Origin of the sequence: Methylomonas sp. EFPC3 (assembly GCF_029643245.1) — a bacterium.
Lineage (GTDB): Bacteria > Pseudomonadota > Gammaproteobacteria > Methylococcales > Methylomonadaceae > Methylomonas > Methylomonas koyamae_B.
The window spans coordinates 3,507,614-3,528,598 of record NZ_CP116398.1 but is presented as its reverse complement, the minus strand read 5'-3'; the positions used below and the strand labels follow the sequence as shown (position 1 = coordinate 3,528,598).

Genomic DNA, 20,985 nt, shown 5'->3' with positions numbered 1-20,985 from the left:
AGAGCCGCAACCTTCCTATCAGGAATTTAGGTTTGACGTAAGCCTTGTGAAAAAATATAATCTGCTGTTCACTTTTAACAGATTATGCTTGATGGAGCTTACGCCGATGTATGCGGTAATTCAAACAGGTGGTAAACAGTATCGTGTCGCAGAGGGTACTACCTTAAAAATAGAAAAACTCGAATTAGGCGCGGGCGACAGCGTAGAGTTCGACAAGGTGCTGATGGTGCAATCAGGCGACTCTGTAAAAGTAGGTCAGCCTTTTGTTCAAGGCAGCAAAGTGACCGCGACTGTTGTCTCTCAAGGCCGCCACAAAAAAGTCAGAATCATCAAATTCAGAAGACGTAAGCACCACATGAAACAAATGGGGCACCGTCAATATTACACAGAAGTGCAAATCACCGGCATTTCGGCATAACTTATCCGAGGATAAAACATGGCTCACAAGAAGGCAGGCGGTAGTACCCGCAACGGTCGCGACTCTAACGCACAACGACTGGGCGTCAAACGTTTCGGCGGCCAAGTCGTAAAAGCTGGCAACATCCTGGTTCGCCAACGCGGCACCAAGTTCCACGCTGGCGACAACGTCGGCATCGGCAAAGACCACACCCTGTTCGCATTGGCCGACGGCAAAGTGGTTTTCGTTGAAAAAGGCCCGCAAAACCGCAAATACGTCAGTATTGCAGCAGCGTAAATCCCGATTGTGCCTTGGCACATTCGATCCAAAAAGCCTCGTTTCATAGCGGGGCTTTTTTGTTTATACCGGTAGATTATGAGATTTGTTGACGAAGCGGAAATCCGCGTAGAAGCAGGCGACGGCGGCAACGGCAAAGCCTCGTTCCGCCGCGAAAAATACATCCCCTTGGGCGGCCCGGATGGCGGTGACGGTGGCGACGGCGGCAGCGTTTACCTGGTCGCCACTGAAAACGTCAACACTCTGGTCGACTTCCGCTACCACTCGGTGCACCGCGCCCAACGCGGCGAAAACGGCGGCAGCCGCGACTGCACCGGCAAAAAAGGCGAAGACTGCTTCGTCGCTGTGCCGCCGGGAACCATAGTCTACGAAGCCAACACCGGCGAGAAAATCGGCGACCTGACCAAACCCGGCCAACAATTGCTGGTGGCCAAGGGCGGCTTTCATGGCCTGGGCAACACCCGCTTCAAAAGCAGCATCAATCGAGCCCCGCAACAGACCAGCAAAGGCTCCCCCGGCGAACATCGCATGCTACGCCTGGAATTGATGGTCATCGCCGACGTTGGCTTACTCGGCATGCCGAATGCCGGCAAATCCAGCCTGATTCGCACCGTGTCATCGGCCAGACCCAAAGTCGCCGATTATCCGTTCACGACGCTGCATCCCAATTTGGGCGTAGTTCGGGTCGACGACTTGCGCAGTTTCGTCATCGCCGACATCCCCGGCGTCATTGAAGGCGCCGCCGAAGGCGCCGGCCTGGGCTTACAGTTTTTGAAACACTTGTCCCGCACCGGCCTGCTGTTGCACATGGTCGACATTGCACCCTACGAAAGCGACGAAACGCCGGTCAGCGCCGCCCGCAAAATCATTCGCGAAGTCGAAAAATGGAGCGACGAACTGGCGCACAAGCCACGCTGGCTGGTGCTGAATAAAATCGATAACGTGCCGGACGACGAAGTCGAAGCCCTCAGCCAAAGCATCGTCGCCGAACTGGGCTGGACCGGGCCGGTGTTTCTAATTTCCGCCCTGAAAAACCAGGGCACCCAAGCCTTGATGTACGCCATCATGGATTTCCTGGAACAACAAAGAGCCCGCACAGAAGATACGCAACAGGAGTTGCCCAGTGAGCCGTTCTGATTTTTGCCAAACCAAACGCGTCGTCGTCAAAATTGGCAGCTCCCTACTTACCGACGGCGGCCGCGGCCTGAACAAACCCGCCATCGCCAACTGGGTCGCACAAATGGCCGCACTCAGACAACGCGGCGTCGACGTGGTGTTAGTCTCATCCGGCTCTGTCGCCGAAGGCATGGTGCGATTAAAACTGAAAGCGCGCCCGAAAACCCTGCACGAACTGCAAGCCGCCGCCTCCGTCGGCCAAATGGGCCTGGTGCGCCGTTTCGAAGACGAATTCCAGCTTCACGAACTGCTCGCCGCCCAAGTACTGCTGACCCACGACGACCTGTCAGACCGCCAGCGTTATCTAAACGCCCGCAGCACCTTGCTGACCCTGCTGCAATTCGGCGTAGTGCCGGTGATTAACGAGAACGACGCGGTCGCCACCGAAGAAATCCGCTTCGGCGACAACGACACCCTGGGCGCGCTGGTTGCCAACCTGGTCGAAGCCGACCTGTTGATTATCCTGACCGACCAGACCGGCTTGTTCGATGCCAATCCCAGCCTGAATCCGGATGCCAAACTAATTTCGGAAATCAGCGTTAACGAAAGCCTGCTCGACGACGTGGCCGGCGGCAGCATCAGCGGCCTGGGCCGCGGCGGCATGTACACCAAGGTGCGCGCCGCTCGCCTGGCGGCGCGTTCCGGCGCCGCCACCGTCATCGTCTCGGGCAAGATCGACAACGTGATTCCGGCGGTATTCGAAGGCGCCGAACTCGGCACCTATCTGATCCCCAACATCGCGCCGCTGGCGGCCCGCAAACAATGGCTGGCCGGCCAATTGCAACTCAAAGGCAGCGTCACCCTGGATGACGGCGCCGTCAAAATCCTGAAAGAAGCCGGCAAAAGCCTGCTGGCGGTCGGCGTCAAAGCCGTGCATGGCAGCTTTAAGCGCGGCGATTTGGTATCTTGCCACGACCTGCAAGGCAATGAAATCGCCCGCGGCCTGATCAATTACGGCGCCGAAGACGCCGCCAAAATTGCCGGCAAAGCCAGTAGCGAATTCGAAGCGCTCCTCGGCTACGCCGACGACGCCGAACTGATCCACCGCGATAATCTGGTCTTGATCTAAAACGGGCCGGATTGGCAAAGTCGCCAAGCCGGCCTGACACCAGCTTAAGTATTCTGAATCACAATATTCGGAAAACGGCCGCTGTAATCCTTGGTCCGCATTGCCAATTTGGCGGCCATTTTGCGGGCGATTGCCTTATAAATTTGCGCCGGCCGCCCGTCCGGATCGGCCACCACCGATGGTCGGCCGCTATCGGCATATTCCCGGATATGGATATCCAAGGGCAACGCGCCAAGCATATCCACTTTGTTTTTCGCCGCCATCGCCACGCCGCCGCCCTGGCCGAAAATCGCTTCCTCATGTCCGCAATTGCTGCAGATGTGCATGCTCATGTTCTCAACCAGACCCAGAATCGGCACATTCACCTTTTCGAACATCCCGAGACCCCGCTGAGCGTCGATCAAGGCGATGTCCTGCGGCGTGGTGACGACCACGGCTCCGCTGACCGGAATCTGCTGCGCCAGCGTCAGTTGAATATCGCCGGTACCCGGCGGCAGGTCGATAATCAGATAATCCACGCTGTCCCATTGAGTTTGGGTCAGCAACTGCTGTAGCGCGCCGGTCACCATCGGCCCGCGCCAGATCATAGGTTGGTCCGGATCGACCAAATAACCGATGGACATGGTCTGGATGCCGAAGGAGACCTTCGGCTTCAGCATTTTGCCGTCCTCGCTGTCCGGTTTACCGGACAAACCCAGCATGGTCGGAATGCTCGGCCCGTAAATATCGGCATCGAGAATGCCGACATTGGCACCCTCGGCGGCCAACGCCAAGGCCAAATTCACTGAGGTGGTGGACTTGCCGACGCCGCCTTTGCCCGATGCCACGGCGATAACGTTTTTTACGTTGGGCAACGGTTTCAGCGTCTTTTGCACCGAATGGGACACAATATTGACGTTGACCACAACATCGACTTTGCCCACATCGGGCAGCGCCTGCAGGCGCCGCGTCAATGCTTCACGCAATTCTTCCTGGTAGCTTTTGGCTGGATAACCCAGTTCGATCGACACGCTGACATCTTGGCCTTCCACGCCGATCTTCTTGACCGATTTAGCCGAAACCAGGTCGGTTTCGACATTCGGATCGATGAAACTTTTCAGTAAATTTTCGACAACCGCCTTGTCAATGCTCGCCATGCAGAACTCCGGATCAAATAGGTAATAACCGAGTAGTTTACTGCGAATTCGCTACCGCTCAAGCCCTTTATCCTGCGCCGGCCCGGCAAACGTTGCCCGCAAACCAAGCGGCCACACAGCCGGCCGCCTCAAGCCGCTGCACCGCCAAGCCAGCACCACCACGCCATCGCATCAAACAAATCACCGCAACATGAAAAATAAATTTTACTTTTATAATAAAAAGTTATAGTAATATTCTAACGTTTAGAGTTAGATTCATTCATCTTAATTCGCTCTTAATCGCCACCTCATCTGACTTTAATTTGCATCGTTTAGTGTCAAACACCTGATTTTGAAAATTTAACAGACACATGACTCGACCCGCCGCCACGCCAAACAGCATCACATCGCCCAAAGCGTTAGCCGTCTCGGCGCTGCTATTGAGCCAATTGCTGTCCGGCTGCCAAAGCTTGCAGATATTCCAGCAGCCCGAGCCGGAAACCATCGTCTGGAACAGCAAAGCCGAAGACCTGCCGATACACGAATTCAGCCTGAGTCCCGGCCAAAACATGGTCGGCGAGTTGGCCAGCATCACCAGCGCCGAAAACGACACGCTGTCCGACATCGGCCGCCACTACGGCCTGGGCTTCAACGACATTGCCAACGCCAACGCCGGCGTCGATCCCTGGACATTGTCCTCGGGCCAGAATGTATTATTGCCGCTCAGCTTCATTCTGCCGGACGCCCCACGCAAGGGTATCGTGCTAAATCTGGCCAACATGCGCATGTTTTATTATCCAAAGAACGCGACCAACAGCGTGCTGACTTATCCGGTGGGTATCGGTCGTCAAGGCTGGCACACGCCGCTAGGGCAAACCCAGATCGTCGCCAAGAAAGCCAATCCGGATTGGACCGTACCGGCATCGATCCAACGGGAACATCAAGCGCAAGGTACGCCGTTGCCCAAAGTAGTCCGCTCCGGGCCGGACAACCCGCTAGGCGACTACGCCATGCCGCTTGGCTTCAGCGGTTACCTGATCCACGGCACCAACAAGCCCTACGGCATCGGCATGCAAGTCAGCCACGGCTGCGTGCAACTCTACCCGGAAGATATCGAAACGCTGTTCGGCAAGGTCGAGATCGGCACGCCGGTCAATATCGTCCACCAACCTTATCTGGCAGCGTGGCGCGACGACATGCTGTATCTGGAAGCGCATCCGCCGCTGGACAAATGGGAGAAACAAACAAAGCAGCTGCAAAAAGACATTCGCAAGAAGCTTCAACAACTTGCCGCAGCTAAAGGTGCCGAGATCGACTGGAGCAAAGCCGACCTTATTCTGCGGCGCGCCGACGGGATTGCCACGCCAGTCTTGGCCGGCAGCCCCGACCTAGCGGAGTTACGCGCCAACGCCATTCCGTTAGCCCGCCCGGACAAGCTATTCGGCCAACCAATCCCGTCGGAGTTAAGCGATAGCGACTGGGCCATTCAAGCGGCGGTATTCGACAACGCAACCGATGCGCAAAAGCTGGCCGCGATGTTAAATCACCAAGGCCCGCCGATCCCAGCGCACAAGGTCGCCAAAGACGGTAGTTATCAAGTCGTGGTCGGACCGTTGAAAAACAAAAAAGAAGTCAAAATTGTTGCCCAACGCATCAAGCAGAATTTTGATATGGACGTGACACCGCTCGCCCCCAGACGAGCGGCGAAAAACTGAGCGAAAAGCGCTACGGCTCGAGCCGCTTCACCCCGGAGTACCTGCCGAGCTTACGCCGACTTCCAAATCGGCTGGCTAAATTTGGGCACGCCAACGATTTCGCCCCGACGCAAGTGCAAATACTGCAAACCTATCAGCGTGGAAATATCGTCATATTCCACCCACACCACCTTGGCCTCGCCTTCTTCTTCGAGCTCCTGAAAATCGAAACTGACAACCGTGCCTTCCTCGACCTCTATCCTGCCCAACATGCGAATCATGATGCCGTCTATCGACACATTCTCGGTATTGAACGCATAATCGGTTTCGTTGAACACGATATGACCGGCGGCAGAAATGCTCTTCCGATACGCTCGGCGCCTATAAAGCAAGCTATCGACGTCGTAAGTTAGGTTGCGGAATTCGATCGCAATCTGAAATCCGGCATCGACCGACTCCGCCCTGACCACTTCGGCTTCGCCCGCCAAGTTGATTTCAGGCAGATAAAAGTCGACGATAGGCGAAACTTGCAAGACCCTGAAAATGTCCTTGATGCCGGCAAACGAGGGCTTGACCTTTAACAGCGTCAGCACACCGGTGATCGATAGATTAAGCACCAAAATTTCATGCTCTTCTTGACCTAGGTACAAAAGTCCGTGGCTAGCAAGGCTTTTTCGGTAGGCGCGGTTTTCGGTGGCGAACATGTGTTAATCCTTGTCTCAGGCCATGTTTTACTGGGCTGGCAAGCCCTGAACATGATCGAAAGACCTTATGTATTTTTATGAATTCTGATTGGGTATGTTAAACAAATTTTTTTGTCTGGCAAGCTTAGCCGTTTTGTCGGCTTGCGCAAGCCTACCGCCGAAAAACCCGGAAAACATCTGCCAAATCTTCCGCGAGAAAGAAGACTGGTACCAAGCCAGCCTCAGCTCCGCCCGGCGCTGGGGCGTGCCGATCGCGGTGCAAATGGCCATCATCAATCAGGAATCCAGCTTTGTCGCCGACGCCCAACCGCCGCGGCCGCTGATTTTAGGATTTATTCCCTGGTTCCGTTCGAGCAGCGCATACGGGTATCCGCAGGCCAAAGACGAAACCTGGGCCGATTACCAAAAGCAAGCCGGCAACTGGTGGGCAAACCGCGAAGACTTTGCCGACAGTTGCGACTTCGTGGCCTGGTACTGCGCTACCAGCAACCGCAAACTCGGCATCCCGACCTCGGACGCGCAAAAGCTTTACTTGACCTACCACGAAGGACTGGGCGGCTTCCAGCGCAACACCTACCTGTCGAAACAATGGCTGATGAATACTGCCAAAAAAGTGCACCAACGCGCATTACGCTACGACGCACAACTGGCCGGCTGCCGGCAGGAGCTGGAAGCCAAAAACTGATAAACTATCCGCCCCATTAATCCGATTCCGTCAAGCCGGGGCGTGCGCAAATCCAACACCGCGCCCCCGGATTTAACGGCACAACCACCTACCGGAGTATTCATGAAGTCTATGAAACAACGAGTTATCGCCACATTAATCGCATTTATCACAGGATTTATTATGTTCTCACTGGCCAACGCCAACACCCCAGCCGAAAACAAAGCCGCCGGCGAAAAATACCTAGCCGACAACGCCAAAAACGCCGGCGTAACCACCACCGCCAGCGGCCTGCAATACCAAGTATTTACCGAAGGCACCGGCGCAGCGCCCAAAGCCAGCGATAACGTAACCGTTCACTACAAAGGCACCACCATTGACGGTAAAGAATTCGACAGCTCTTACAGCCGCGGCGCACCAGCCACGTTCCCACTGAACAGAGTCATCGCCGGCTGGACCGAAGGCGTTCAGCTGATGAAAGAAGGCGCCAAATACCGCTTCTTCATCCCCTCCAACCTGGCCTACGGCGAACGCGGCGCCGGCCGCGACATCGGTCCGAACTCGGCGCTGATTTTTGATGTGGAATTGATCAAAGTAAATTAAGGCCCCCGTCCTCCAAAGCCTTAACCCAAGCCGTTCACCGCAAACTTCGAACCGTGAACGGCAGACCCCTTTCGTATGCTTGGGCAATCAATCAGCAACAGCAACTGGTGTGCGTTGTGGGCCTTGCGTGCTAAGCAATGTCGAAGCAAATATCCCCAGGCCCAATGTCGTTAAATTAAGGATGGTAGGAGCGGGCCACGCCCGCGATCATAACAAGGCCTGCTCACAGCATTTGAACAAGCCGGTTTGCTCCTAACTTAACGACATTGCCCTAAACTGCCTTTCCTAAAATCCGGACCAGCAAAAAATCCTTGGCAAAGTGCCACAAAAACACCGGGTTGGTCGCAAAATAACGCTTAATCAACCGCCGATCTTTAGCCATACGATAAACCCACTCCAGACCGCTTTTCTGCATCCACAGCGGCGCCCGCTTGATATGCCCCGAGTGAAAATCGAAGGCGGCACCGACACCAAGCTGCACCGGAACATGTACCCGATCAAGATGCGAAGCAATCCACTTTTCCTGCTTCGGCGCGCCCAAGCCAACCCACAAAAAATCGGGTTTGGCATCGTTAATCAAATCGACCAATTGCCTGTCTTCTTCCTCCGATAACGGCCGGAACGGCGGCGAATGCCAACCCACAATATCGGCTTCCGGGAAACGGCTGCGCACATTCTTGACCAAGTCCGCCAACACCTCGTCCTTACCGCCCAGAAAAAAATGCCGCCAACCTCGGGCCTGACCGTGCTCCAAGCACTTAAGCATCAAATCCGGTCCGCACACGCGGCTGGCGATATTGGCTTGGCGAACCAAATTCGCGTACCAAACCAGCGGCAAACCATCCATTGTCGACAACGCCTCGTTGGAAATCCGGCGTAGTTCGTGGTCGCTCAAACTGGCTACCGTTGTGTGCACATTTGCAATACACACTTGATGCGCCTCTCCGCCGGCTATCCACGATTCAAATAATTGCAATGCGCTCTCGTAAGAGAGCATGGGGAAATTAATCCCAAGCACCTCAACGGCTTTGGGAAGCATTAAACCTTGATCCATAAGGCATCCAGAATCGGCAATATATCCTCTACTTAAAGGCAACAGCGCGAAATGCCCCGCCCAAAAGGGGATTGGATTAAAAGAAAACCGCCGAATCGACCGGTATCAACCAAATCGAAAAACGGCGTAGACGTACAAAACATGGAAAGTAAAACACCATCTTCCGCGAAAACACACTCACCCTCGACACGGGCACGCTACTCAGCATCTCCATTTATCGCTCGCATGTCAACCACGTCTGGCCGCAACACAACCGCTCAAGTTGAGCGGACAAAAAATGTACGTTATGCGTTCGGAATCCACGTCACAATTCCGTCCTATACCCGATAGTACAATTTACATTCCGAAACAAATCAAAAAATAGGGTTTATCTATTGCAACTAAGGAGTTATGATTAGAACCGACAAATCATGCAAGTACGCGGCGATGCAGGCACGAACGGATTCCTCTGCTGACCCGATTTTGAAACAAATTCAACGTATCTTCATCATCATGGTCAAGGAACAGACTTTTATCTCACAAACATCGACCCAGTTAACGTGCAGAGCCAACATCCTGGCCAACCGAACGCACATGTTAATCAAGGAGAAACCAATGCATTTCAAAACGCCGATACTTCTGGCCTGCTTATTTTTGTGCGCTAACGCAACCGCTCGCGATTTCTACGTATCGCCCACCGGCAGCGACCGGTTGGATGGCTCCACACCGAACGTTAACTCCTGGAATCGGACCGGACCATTCAAAACCCTTGCGCGAGCCCAACAAGCTGTGCGAAACATCAAAGCCAGCAATCAGCTAAATGAGGCTATTACTATTCACGTTGGCAAAGGCACATACCAACTGCAAAGCCCACTAATGTTCGATGACAGAGACTCAGGCAAAGACGGCAAGGAAGTCCTATGGACCGGAGAAAAGGACGCCACCGTTATTTCCGGAGGCATTTCTCTAAGAAACTGCCAACCATTTGATGAAAGCAACCCCAAGAAAACCTTATCCTGCCCCATTAGCTCCCAGATTCTATCGAAGATAAAATCGGAAAAAACAGACAGAATATCAATCAAATCACCATCATTTGATCTATATATTGATGGCGAAAGAATGAATATTGCTCGCTGGCCAAATAATGACTGGGCACATGTAAGATCGGTCATCAATCCCAACAGTATCTTTAACGTTTTCGAACAACTACCTAACTACTCAGGAGAAACTTCGAACGGTCAAATCCACATTTATGCCGGAAGCGACTACTACGATGAATATATTGGAATATCGCGTATCGATTTCTCCAAAGGCAGAATTGATTTATCCTCCCCAACAAAACAGCGTATTGGCGAGGGCAGAAAGTTTTATCTGGAAAACATCAGCGCAGCACTAGACCAGCCTAAAGAATGGTACTACAGCCCCAAACTATCCACAGTTAGCTTTATCCCCCCCAAAAATCAAGCTCCGAATGAAGTAACAATATCCTCATTATCAAACTTGTTGATAATAAACGACGCAAAAAACATCCATTTTAGTAATTTGACATTTCAACATAGCAATGATGGGGCCATTATCTTAAACACCACCGACAATGTTCGCTTTGATAATATAGATATAAGCAATATAGGGGGTAGGGCGCTTCGAGCCTGGAATTCCACAAATATTGAAGTTTCAAATAGCCACGTTCATCATACGGGACGCGGAGGAATTTCAATTACAGGCGGAGACAGACCAACACTAACAGCTTCGGACAATTTAATTACAAATAATATAATTCATGACTACGATACAAAATTATTCAACCTCTCACCGGCAATTGAAGTGGGCGGCGTTGCATCTATAGTCCGGAACAATACAATCACAAATGGCAACGGGATGGCTATCGCTATTACCGGCAACGACCATTTAATAGAAAAAAATGAAATTTCAAAAATTTGTGAACAATCCGCAGACTGTTCCGCCATTTATTCAGGCAGAGACTGGACCTATCGCGGCAATCTAGTCCGCTACAACTACCTGCATGACTTTACCGGATATGAACTGGATATTCATTCCTTGAATATTGGTAAAAACATTGTTAATTATTTAAAACGAGGCGCACGGGGCATTTATCTCGATGATGCAGTAAGCGGCTTCACTTTATTTGGCAACCTTCTGGAAAATGCAGGCTCCATTTCTCTACAAGTCGGCGGCGGCCACGACCTTACAATAGCAAACAACATAATAAAAGCTCACGATTGGTCAATCTGGTACGACCAAAGATTTCCTGGCTTCAATTGGGAACTATTAAGAGAAACACTAAACTCCATGCCTATAACCAGCGCCATATGGCGCGAGAAATACCCGGAACTAACAACTCCGTTATCGAACGATACGTGGCCAGAGCGTATTCAAATGCAAAACAACATCATCATCTCTACAAAAGATAATGGCCACGCTATGCGATACGCTCTACCTCTTACCGGTAACTCTATAGGAAACAATATTGTATGGACTCCCAAAAGCCCTACTAGATTAGACTTTAAAATACTGAATTACGGTGGCAGCGGCAAAGGCTTCATGCCCTGGAATACCTGGGTTAACGAAGGCATCGAAACCAATAGCATCAATGAGGATCCATGCGTTGATATATCCGGCGGCTTGGTACGGATAACATGTCCTAATTCACCTATAAACCGCATCGCCTTTGAAGCCATCCCATCAGACATCGGCGCAACTCAATAACTGCGCTTTAATGCTACGACCCTTGGCCTATATTTAATAAGGACATTAAATATAGGCTATCGACTTAACGTCTTAGAGTTTCGCTTATGACTATAAAAAAAGCCCTAACCCTAGTTCTAATCGCATTGCCAATAAAAGGAATTTCCAAAGACTTCTACATAGATCCATCTGGCGACGACCGCGCGAATGGACTAAGCTCAGCAAGATCAAGCAGCAACGGCCCTTTTAAAACACTTGCTAGAGCGCAAAAAGCCGTCAGAGACCTAAAAGCCAGCGGCGATATCAATGAACCTGTAACAATTCATATTCAAAGCGGAATCTATCGACTTGAAAATTCGCTAGACTTCGACGTGCGAGACGCAGGACGTGCCGGACAAAGTATTACCTGGCAAGGGGAAAATGGCCCGGCCTTAATTAGCGGCGGGATTAGCTTACAAAAATGCAACTCTGACGGCAAAACTTGGAGTTGCTCAACCAAAAATCAAAAACTAGGCCAGATCAAATACCTGCAAAACTATCGTCAACGCGGCAACAACCCGGGATTTGAACTATTTATAGACAACAGCCCCATGCATCCGGCTCGCTGGCCAAACTCCGATTGGGCTCACATTCGACAACCGCTAGACGAGCGAACCCAGTTTACCAGCATAGAGACGCTACCGACTTTATCAAAAGACTCAAGTCAAGCCCAGATCCACATAATGGCCGGCAACGACTGGCATGATCAATACTTAGGAGTTAAGTCGATAGAACCAGACTTAAATAAAATCAGCCTTTCAAGCAATACAAATTACAAAATCGAAAGCGGCAGAAGATTTTATTTACTTAATATCAAATCACTACTTGATGCGCCGGGAGAATGGTTCTACGACAACAACAGTGAAATAATTTACTTTATCCCTCCAACCAGCGCACCGCCAAACGAAATAACCATTTCAACGGTAAATAATATATTTAACATCAATGGTGCAAATAATATTTATTTCAAAAACCTCTCGCTAGGCTACTCTACAGATACAGCTATCAAACTAAACAATAGCAATAATATAAGTTTCGATAATTTGGAGATCAGCAATGTCGCTGGCAAAGCGGTCGAAGCCAAAGACAGCAGTTTTATCAGTGTTATGAATAGCCACATTCACCATACCGGCTGGGGCGGCATTACCTTTAGCGGTGGAAACAGAAACACCCTGGAAAAAGCAAACAATATAGCCCATAACAACCATATACACGATTTTGGCAGAGTCGTGATGACATACACGCCTGCTATTGAGACTTCCGGTGTCGGTAGCTCAATAACGCACAACCTTATCGAACAAAGCCCCGGAACGGGAATACTTCTGTTTGGCAACGAACATCTAGTAGAAAAAAACGAAATTCATCACGTATGCGAACAAGCCTCTGATTGCGGCGCCATTTATTCCGGGCGAGACTGGACCTTTCGAGGCAATATAATCCGAAACAATAGCATTCACGATTTATTCGGATACGGCTTAGTCAGCGTAGATATAGCGAATAACTTCGTTAAATACGCAAGACCGGACGGCGTTAGAGGCGTTTACTTGGACGACTCGGTGAGCGGGTTTAACGTTATCGGAAACATATTCCGAAATGCAGGCGTGATGGCAATCCAATTGGGCGGAGGAAGAGATAATATTATTGAAAATAATATTATTAGCACGAGCGACTACGCCATATGGGTCGACAGCCGCCCAGCCGGAGACGAGCTCAAAAAACGCTTGTTTCAAGTGCCCATTCAAAGTCCTGTATGGCTGGATAAATACCCCAAATTGGCACTGCCTATTATCAACAATAATTTACCGGAAGGAAACAGCATCCGAAGAAACGTAATGCTTTCCAATAAGCCTGGAAATATATTAATTCGTTACCAAATGCCAGAAAGCACCAATATTTTGGAAAGAAATTTATTGTGGAGCAGTTCAGGCTCGTTTGTCTTAAATTACGACATATCGGATAGAACGAAAAAACGTAATGGCGCAACTTGGCAGGAATGGGTCAGCGAAGGAATCGAGCACGGCAGTATTTATGGCGACCCTTGCCTGAGCATCACAGGAAATCAGGCAAATTTTTGCGACAAAACATTACTAGATAAAATTGGCTTTGAAGTCTTGCCATCAGATATCGGATTGATAAGTAAATAGACCATCTCTAACTTCACAAACCATAGAGGCGTCCATACCATACTAAACACTAAAGCAGCCGGCAAAACCAGATTGCATTAGCAAACAGAACGATAAATTTTCATTAGCTGCTCGTAATTAATCTCCGCCGTATATTTTTCTAAAAACCGGCGGCGGGCATTTTCACCAAACAGTCGAGATTGCTCAGGATTTTCAAACAACCATCTAGCTTTTTGCGCCATGTCGTCGGAATTGCCGGGTTCAAACAATAAACCGGTTACCCCATCCTCTATAACGTCGGCCATACTCCCAAGTCTCGAAGCCAAAACAGGCAGTCCGTGTGCGAAAGCCTCTACCAAAACCAACGGAAAACCTTCATACCATTCCGACGGCAACACCAGAAAATGCGCGGCCCGCATTAACTGACTAACTTCTGTTGAATTTTGCCTGCCCAGCGGCTCAACACCGACGCGCTCCCTTAACAGCGCTTCCAATGGCCCGCTGCCGGCCATTTTCAACTGCCATTTACCTTCAAGGCGAGCCCAAGCATTAAGCAATGTAGTGACACCTTTTTCTTCGCTGATCCGACCAACAAATAACCCGAATTGATCTGTATGACTTTTCGCAACACCCCCGCTCGCTAGAGGATCGACGATAAAATTAGGTTTAACTGCAATCCTATCCGATGGAAAACCTGCCTCAACGAATTTGCTTTTTGCAAACTCGGTTAACGCGACAAAACGATCAATCTTATCGGCCCAGGTGCCGGCTTTACGGTGATACGCCACCATATGTGCAACCACGAAACTACCCAGCCTGGACCCCCGATAGCACGAATGCCAAGCCGCATTATAAGGAGACCCGGTGATACACTTTTCGCAGATACTACCGTTTCGCATCAGCATCGCGCCCGGACAAATCAACCGGTAATTATGCAAAGTCTGCACCACCGGCACACTCTCGTCACGACAGGCATCGAAGATAGAAGGACTAATCTGAGGGAAAAAGTTATGGACATGCACGACATCCGGCCGAAACTCACGGAATAAATCCCGAGCCCGCAATTTAGAACGCGGCGAATACGTCGTGTTTAGCGCCGTTTCCACCTTGCCTTTAAATCCACCTGGCAAATCTTTGTTGTCAACGGCCCATAGATAAACTTCATGCCCATTATTCCTAAGCAGATTGGTTTCAGCCTCAACTACATTATCTTCACCGCCGGCTTGTTGATAACGATTATGCGCGATGAATATTTTCATAATATTTCCTAAACGAACCCAATGGATAGCCTATAGACCAAAACACCTCAGAGCGACCAACTATAAGCCTCAAATCACTCAACTTTAAATTTACCTTTAACTCTGCGCACGATTCTTGGCCAAAAGAAGCGCTTCAAATGCCCTAGATTAGGAAAATAACTCAGCACCCGAGTTATGCCACCAAAATCAAATATCCCGAATTGATTAATCAAGAACTTGTTCGACTGCAAATTAGACAAACTGTAATACTCACCGAGCTTTCTCTTTTGAAAATGGATATAAATATATTCTTTTTTACCATTCTCTCCATCAACACAAAATAGCTTCCCATTATCCCAAACAAAATACTGCCCCCAACGATTGGCGTGAGCGGTCATAAACAAATAAGGGGAAGTCGTCCTAATATCAGCTATAATCTCCTGGCGATAAACCGGCATATCCAAATCGGAAAATATTTTATCAATCCCGTTTGTTTCATCGAAGTTGAAAAAACCGCGCGTAGCGAAAATATTCCTATAATCTAAATTGCCAACACCCTGCCTATACATCGAATTTATATCTGAACGATTTAAATACAGAGTCAAATGCCCTCGACGAAACAGCTTGACGTACCGATTCAGCTCAATAGCCTCGACCACAGGCGTCAAATCTCCGAATGCCATATCGAAGTCGCAGTGCCCCCACCAATCGTAACCTGCCGTATACTCAGCCAACAATTCACCATAAGCAGGTTGAAAATCGGTCAGTTTGTACGGAGAGTCCAACGCCAGAGGAAAATCAAAAAAGGACTGAAACTTTTCAACCACATCCGCAAAAAATGTTCTGACAATTTTTACATTCGCCGGAAGTTCAAAATCCACTTCAAAATCGACCAAAAACAGAAAATCAATTGCAGGATTCACGCCGCAAGTGTGAACAAAAAAATCGAAATAGTCCGGCTTTTTTCCGAAATATAAATTCAGAACTAGAATTTTCATCTCACCCATCCCTAAACTGAATGACCACCGAGGGTATTAAAATAACCGCAAATTCCGTTAACAAAATTCAACGCCATATTTTCGATAGAAAAACGCGTCGAACTCGAATCAGCCCCCTCGCGGAGAGCATTTAAGCGCTTTGGATTGGCGAATATTTCGCTAACGGCGCCCGCATACTCATCCTCGCTGGCTCGCGTCATTATGCCGTTGACTTGATTTTCCAAATACTCAATTTCCGGACTATGGTTTGGAATATCGCAGGTAAGCAAAGGCAGTGATGCGACAAAAGCATCCAATATTGCCAATCCAACCAAGCCCGGACATAAAAACAGGTGCGACGATTTAAATGCCACCGCCTTTTCCCGTCCGAATAGCGGCCCCAAATACTTTATAAATGGATAGTTCTCGGCAAACTTCTCAACCGAAGGCTTGTCCAGACCATCCCCTATTATCAACAGCACGAAATCGGGTACGCTTTCCCGAATCAAAACAGAAGAGCGCAGCAAAAACTCCAATTTTTTTTCGCCGTACAAACTGCCGCAAAACATACCGACTTTATCCAGTGCTTGTATACCCAGACTCGACTTGAATTCCGCAATTTCGTATTCATCAATCTCGGCTAAGAGCTGTTTGAAAGCGGAAGTATCGACACTGTTATTCAGTGCAGTAATCTTGCTTTTAGGATATCCCAAGCCAGCAACATAATTAGCGACACCATCGGTATACGCGAACCACCAATCGCATTGCACCGACAATCGCTTTTTCATTCGTTCCCGCCAACTATTTGGATTTCCCTGTCTATTCTGCCCATGGCCCCAATAAGCGAAGCGTTTAATGCCAAATAAACGCAACCCCATCAATAAATAATTATGTACATGCTTGTTTGCTTGCTCGGTTATTACAAAGTCAGCCCATAAAATATGCTTAACCGCATTATTCAGAAAATGCAGTTTATCTCGAAACAACCATAAACTTCGCTCGACAATACAGCAACCTTTGGACTCCAAAATATTGTCGCCTTTACGTTGATCGTTTAACGGCGGAGAACCTGAAACCACTCTAAGCTCATGTCCTTGCTCAGCGAGCAATCGCTCCATTTTTTCGAACAATGGAACTCTATATTGCTTCAGCATAGGCTGGAATATCAACACCCTCATAAATTACCTTGTCGAATGTAACTACTGAAAAAATATAATAAGCTCACTTTGAAACAAACAGCCCATTCACAAAGCTTCTTACACGATAAGTATGCCGCTCCGTAAGCAAAGACAAACACCATGCAAAGGATAGCGATACCGCAACCAATGAAAGAGCCGCAACAAACTGGTTAACGCTTTTAGGTATATCGTGCCAGCCAAACCCAAAATGATTTTTCATTGCCGCACACAACAACATAAGCAATGGCACGTGAACGGCGTATAACGAATATGAAAATCCCCCCAACTTACTATGACCGTCCCAATGTAACAGACGCCAGTTAGCCGGATGATATTTCAACGACCACAATAAATTCGCAAACAGCAAGGCCACGATAATCTCGAAAATAAAACCGAAAGAGCCAAAAATAACGTTAGCTCTTACCCCAACCCGAATTCCAATTAATGCTGCTAAAAAAACAGCCAACGCCCAAAAAGAGGATTTAATTACCGGTTTTTTTGCCAGAACCGAAAATCCGGCACCAATACACCATAATATAAATCCGACAAAATGCCATTTTGATGCGAACGACATTGAAGCAAATAAAGCAACACCGACAATAAACAGACTCCAGGATTTGAAAGATCTGCGAAACAAAAGCGGTGACAATAGCAACGGAAAAGTCACGTAGTACCAAAACTCATTGGCTAACGTTTCCAGCGGGCCATTGGTTCCCAGGGTATCGACAAACAAATTCTGCAAATTAAACAAAGAACCTACAATCGACATTTTGAATTCCAAATCGGTTTGGTGCCTTAATTTCGCCAGGTGTTCCGCATAAATTTCAGAATTCGGAAACATCGCCATGCCAATGTAATCGAAAGCATTACCAATTAATAGCACAGGGATCAGTACCAAATATATGCGCGTAACGCGCGCCACAAAGTACTTTGTCAAATTAAACGGCCTATTCGCCAGTACATGCTTTAAAACCGGACCACCCACTAAATATCCGCTCAATACGAAAAAGATAACGACGCCCCAGTGAGCAAACCCAGCGACAAACCCCCAGAGGTAAGTAACTAATGTTCTATCATCCGCAGGAATTTTATCCAGGGTCAAAAACATTCTGTTATTCAAGTGCGTCAGCAATACCAAAAACGCCGAAACCCAGCGGGCAAAATCCAGAAAGGCTGACAAACTTGGGTTATATTCAGAATCCGGCTTGACTACTGCGGCCTGCTCGATCATTACATTTCCCGATGACATCAGAATTTCCTCCGTTATTAAATTATCCATAGCAGCGCGCTAGCTGCCTATTTCGTCGTAGATATTTTCCAACTTGGCAGATTGCACATTAATATCGAATCGACTAACCACAAATTCGCGTGCGTTATTTGCCAAAAAATCCAATCTGGCGCCATCGGACAACAAACTATCCAATTGGGCGGCCAACGCAGCATGGTCGTTTTCTTCGAAAAGCAATCCGGTATGGTTTTCCAACATCGCCTCAGGTATGCCCCCGGAACGAGTAGCGACAACCGGCACTCCGCAAGCCTGGGCTTCGATCAAAGCGATACCAAAGGCTTCGGTTTGCCCTTTTTCGTCTGTTCTGGCAGCGTGCACGTAAACCGACGCCTGCCGCAACTCCGCCAACACCTGCTCATGCGGCAACGCACCGCGCCAATGGACATGTTCGGACACGCCAAGCTCGACCGCCAATTGCTGGAGGCGGCGAGTATCCGGACCGGAACCGATCTGTACCAAAACTAAATCCGGATATTGCACAATCAACTGCGGCAAGGCGAGCAGTATGGTATCAATCCCTTTCCAGTCGACATGCCGCGAGACATTCACAAGTCGCTTCGGGATTCTGGCCGCTGAATCAACCTTAAATCTCGAGGTGTCAACGCCTATGTAATGAACGATCAATTTATCAGGGGGACATCCCCGCCGAATCAGGCACTCCCGCAAATAAGCCGAGACAGCAATAATCCGCGAGGCATATCGATAAATCATTTTTTCGCGCAACAAGAACAACCAGTTGGAAATTGTTTTGGACTTCAACATCGACCAGCGCGACTGCTGGGCGTCGAAACCATGAAACGTAACGACCAAGGGCAAGTTACTTCGCTTGACCAGCGGCAAAATCATCGCTGCGTCCGGACCGAAATGAGCATGAACCAACTGCACGTCATCCTTGAAGCCGGCTATACCAAAGAATGTGAACAATACCTTGCGCCAAACCGATGCCGGTTTGTCCGCAAAAACCGACTTAACTTTTATCTGCGGATTATCCGAACCGTGAAAATCGCGACACCAGACCAAAGGCTGATAACGCATTAAACCGAGCAATTGACTGGGAATGAACGCTTCAGATGGAAGCGGATAAGCGGTTCGGTAGACTGCGACGATTTTTGTCATTTTTCCCTTCGATATATCCATACGCCCGTCAGGCGCAAATTTAAGTTAACCGCAGCCAAAAGCACCGGGAAACGCGCGGCGAACCGAGCGAGGCACTACAAAACTAGCCATCGCTTTTACCCCTGTCGGTTAGGCGCTTTGACCACAAGCGGATTTTTTTGAGATAAAAATAGAGTACCGGGCACGCGAGCAAAAAACGCTCTTTGAACGAGTAACTATGGTTGTGCCGAAAATTCCTTAACTCATCTCTGACCGGAGAAGGCAAAACCGCATAAGACTCGGCACAGGCATCAACCAAAAAAATTAACGAGGAATTGACGTACTTCGTTTTAATTGTCAGGCAATCCGGATCAGAGCGGAAACCTTCCCGACCCAACAGGGCGATAACGCCTTGCATGGCATTGATTCTTCCGCCGAAATCGAATTTATGCCTGGTCCGAGTTAACGACCCCGGTCTGACGCGCTGAGAATAATAGACTCGAGCCGTTCTAAAAACCTCTTTGCTCAACAAGTACGCCAACATTGTAATGTTGTGATCTTCGTGGACCCTGCCCAAAAAACATAATTGGTTGTCCACCAGAATGCGCCGACTGACAATATAAGTCCAAGCGGCAGAGGTGTAATTATTTCCAAGTAATAAATCCCTAACCGCGATTTTTCCTTCTTTTAGCCAACCGGTTTCGTGATGGGTAATTTTTGGAAAGGTTTTTTGGTTCGCAAAAAACAGCTCAGAACTAAAGCAGAACATTTCCATCCCTGGATTTTCAATTAACCGATCTCTAAATTCGGCAAAAAAACCGGCCTGTACCACGTCGTCCGAATCGCAGAAAAATATGAAATCGCCGCCAGCGACAGACAAACCGAAGTTTCTTGCCTCGCCTGCGCCTTTATTATCCTGCCTATATATTTTAACTAGCGGATTATCGCCATATTTCTGACGAAGGACCTCATTGGTGTTATCAGTAGAACCGTCATCGACGACAATAATCTCGTACGGACTTATATTTTGCGACAATAATGAATCGATACATTCCAATACATATCGGTCTATGTTATATGCCGGGATGATAACTGAGACCGGGACAGAACTTTCAGTAGTGTTCATATACAATTTACGAAAAATAACCTAGAGCAACCCCAATGCCGTTAAATTAAGGAATAGAAGGCTGGTTCACATCCTGTAGGAGCAGGCCATGCCTGCGACCGAAGGCGTTTGATCGCGGGCCGGGCCCGCTCCTGCCATCCTTAACTTAACGACATTGAGAACAATCCTTGGGACTCTCTAACAATGCAATTCGATAACCTCATTTCGCACGTCAAGTCATATAAACAAACGTATTATCCGTTGGTATTGAACTTGTCGCAGCATGAAGGCTAATTCTTAGCGTCCTCCAGCGTAATCGAATGAATTCTTGCACCACCATTTCCATTGAAGCACAAACCAATCGACCACTGTTTAGCAAAATACCACCCGGCTTTTTGTTTTTTAGCGACACACTTTTTATCCGGGCCATCAACCTTCCGCTGGGCTAGCGATATTCCATTTTCGTTCAGAACCAAATCAGCCG

Annotated in this window: 18 protein-coding genes; 9 read left to right on the top strand and 9 right to left on the bottom strand. The window is 49.0% G+C overall.

Going from position 1 to position 20,985, the window contains the following annotated elements; all coding sequences use genetic code 11:
- Positions 1–106: 106 nt before the first annotated feature.
- The 4 genes from rplU (at position 107) to proB (ending at position 2,939) form a co-directional block, all read left to right on the top strand.
- Positions 107–418, top strand: a complete 312-nt coding sequence (gene rplU, locus PL263_RS15830; protein ID WP_140913501.1) for a 50S ribosomal protein L21 — start codon at positions 107–109, stop codon at positions 416–418.
- Positions 419–436: 18 nt separating this feature from the next.
- The gene (gene rpmA, locus PL263_RS15825) at positions 437–694 is read left to right on the top strand and encodes a 50S ribosomal protein L27 (protein WP_140913435.1); all 258 of its coding nucleotides are present in this window, start codon (positions 437–439) and stop codon (positions 692–694) included.
- A 78-nt stretch (positions 695–772) separates the two neighbouring features.
- Positions 773–1,831, top strand: coding sequence for an Obg family GTPase CgtA (gene cgtA / locus PL263_RS15820; RefSeq protein WP_278210255.1), 1,059 nt, complete (start codon positions 773–775; stop codon positions 1,829–1,831).
- On the top strand, positions 1,818–2,939 hold the full coding sequence (gene proB / locus PL263_RS15815) for a glutamate 5-kinase (RefSeq protein ID WP_278210253.1): 1,122 nt from the start codon (positions 1,818–1,820) through the stop codon (positions 2,937–2,939). Before cgtA ends, proB begins: the two co-directional genes overlap by 14 nt.
- 44 nt (positions 2,940–2,983) lie before the next feature.
- On the opposite strand, the gene apbC is transcribed toward proB, so the two are convergent.
- The gene (gene apbC, locus PL263_RS15810) at positions 2,984–4,075 is read right to left on the bottom strand and encodes an iron-sulfur cluster carrier protein ApbC (protein WP_278210252.1); all 1,092 of its coding nucleotides are present in this window, start codon (positions 4,073–4,075) and stop codon (positions 2,984–2,986) included.
- A 350-nt stretch (positions 4,076–4,425) separates the two neighbouring features.
- Here apbC and PL263_RS15805 point away from each other — a divergent pair, with 350 nt between their 5' ends.
- Positions 4,426–5,769 carry a L,D-transpeptidase family protein gene (locus PL263_RS15805; protein WP_278210251.1) on the top strand — a complete coding sequence of 448 codons (1,344 nt, stop codon included), beginning with the start codon at positions 4,426–4,428 and terminating at the stop codon, positions 5,767–5,769.
- Between the two features lie 50 nt (positions 5,770–5,819).
- Here the strand turns inward: PL263_RS15805 and PL263_RS15800 are convergent, their stop codons facing one another.
- Positions 5,820–6,452, bottom strand: a complete 633-nt coding sequence (locus PL263_RS15800; protein WP_278210250.1) for a PilZ domain-containing protein — start codon at positions 6,450–6,452, stop codon at positions 5,820–5,822.
- Positions 6,453–6,546: 94 nt separating this feature from the next.
- On the opposite strand from PL263_RS15800, the gene PL263_RS15795 reads away from it, so the two are divergent.
- Positions 6,547–7,137, top strand: coding sequence for a transglycosylase SLT domain-containing protein (locus PL263_RS15795; RefSeq protein ID WP_278210249.1), 591 nt, complete (start codon positions 6,547–6,549; stop codon positions 7,135–7,137).
- A 102-nt stretch (positions 7,138–7,239) separates the two neighbouring features.
- Entirely contained in the window at positions 7,240–7,719 is a 480-nt protein-coding gene (locus tag PL263_RS15790; RefSeq protein WP_278210248.1) for an FKBP-type peptidyl-prolyl cis-trans isomerase, read from the top strand.
- A gap of 271 nt (positions 7,720–7,990) precedes the next feature.
- Here the strand turns inward: PL263_RS15790 and PL263_RS15785 are convergent, their stop codons facing one another.
- On the bottom strand, positions 7,991–8,614 hold the full coding sequence (locus PL263_RS15785) for a WecB/TagA/CpsF family glycosyltransferase (RefSeq protein WP_186289638.1): 624 nt from the start codon (positions 8,612–8,614) through the stop codon (positions 7,991–7,993).
- Between the two features lie 549 nt (positions 8,615–9,163).
- Here PL263_RS15785 and PL263_RS15780 point away from each other — a divergent pair.
- Complete coding sequence (locus tag PL263_RS15780; protein ID WP_278210247.1) at positions 9,164–11,479, top strand: right-handed parallel beta-helix repeat-containing protein; 2,316 nt, start codon at positions 9,164–9,166, stop codon at positions 11,477–11,479.
- 86 nt (positions 11,480–11,565) lie between these two features.
- Entirely contained in the window at positions 11,566–13,641 is a 2,076-nt protein-coding gene (locus PL263_RS15775; protein WP_278210246.1) for a right-handed parallel beta-helix repeat-containing protein, read from the top strand.
- Positions 13,642–13,718: 77 nt separating this feature from the next.
- Here PL263_RS15775 and PL263_RS15770 read toward each other — a convergent pair whose 3' ends face one another.
- From PL263_RS15770 to PL263_RS15745, 6 genes are all read right to left on the bottom strand, one after another.
- Positions 13,719–14,879 carry a glycosyltransferase family 4 protein gene (locus PL263_RS15770; RefSeq protein ID WP_140913424.1) on the bottom strand — a complete coding sequence of 387 codons (1,161 nt, stop codon included), beginning with the start codon at positions 14,877–14,879 and terminating at the stop codon, positions 13,719–13,721.
- A gap of 74 nt (positions 14,880–14,953) precedes the next feature.
- Positions 14,954–15,856 (bottom strand): DUF6625 family protein, encoded by a 903-nt coding sequence (locus tag PL263_RS15765; RefSeq protein ID WP_278210245.1) that lies wholly within the window; start codon positions 15,854–15,856, stop codon positions 14,954–14,956.
- An 11-nt stretch (positions 15,857–15,867) separates the two neighbouring features.
- A complete protein-coding gene (locus PL263_RS15760; protein WP_278210243.1) occupies positions 15,868–16,989 on the bottom strand; it encodes a glycosyltransferase family 4 protein in 1,122 nt (373 codons plus the stop codon).
- A 67-nt stretch (positions 16,990–17,056) separates the two neighbouring features.
- Positions 17,057–18,262 (bottom strand): acyltransferase family protein, encoded by a 1,206-nt coding sequence (locus tag PL263_RS15755; protein WP_278210242.1) that lies wholly within the window; start codon positions 18,260–18,262, stop codon positions 17,057–17,059.
- A 39-nt stretch (positions 18,263–18,301) separates the two neighbouring features.
- A complete protein-coding gene (locus tag PL263_RS15750; protein ID WP_278210241.1) occupies positions 18,302–19,417 on the bottom strand; it encodes a glycosyltransferase in 1,116 nt (371 codons plus the stop codon).
- A gap of 103 nt (positions 19,418–19,520) precedes the next feature.
- Entirely contained in the window at positions 19,521–20,522 is a 1,002-nt protein-coding gene (locus tag PL263_RS15745) for a glycosyltransferase family A protein (protein ID WP_278210239.1), read from the bottom strand.
- Between the last annotated feature and the right edge of the window lie 463 nt (positions 20,523–20,985).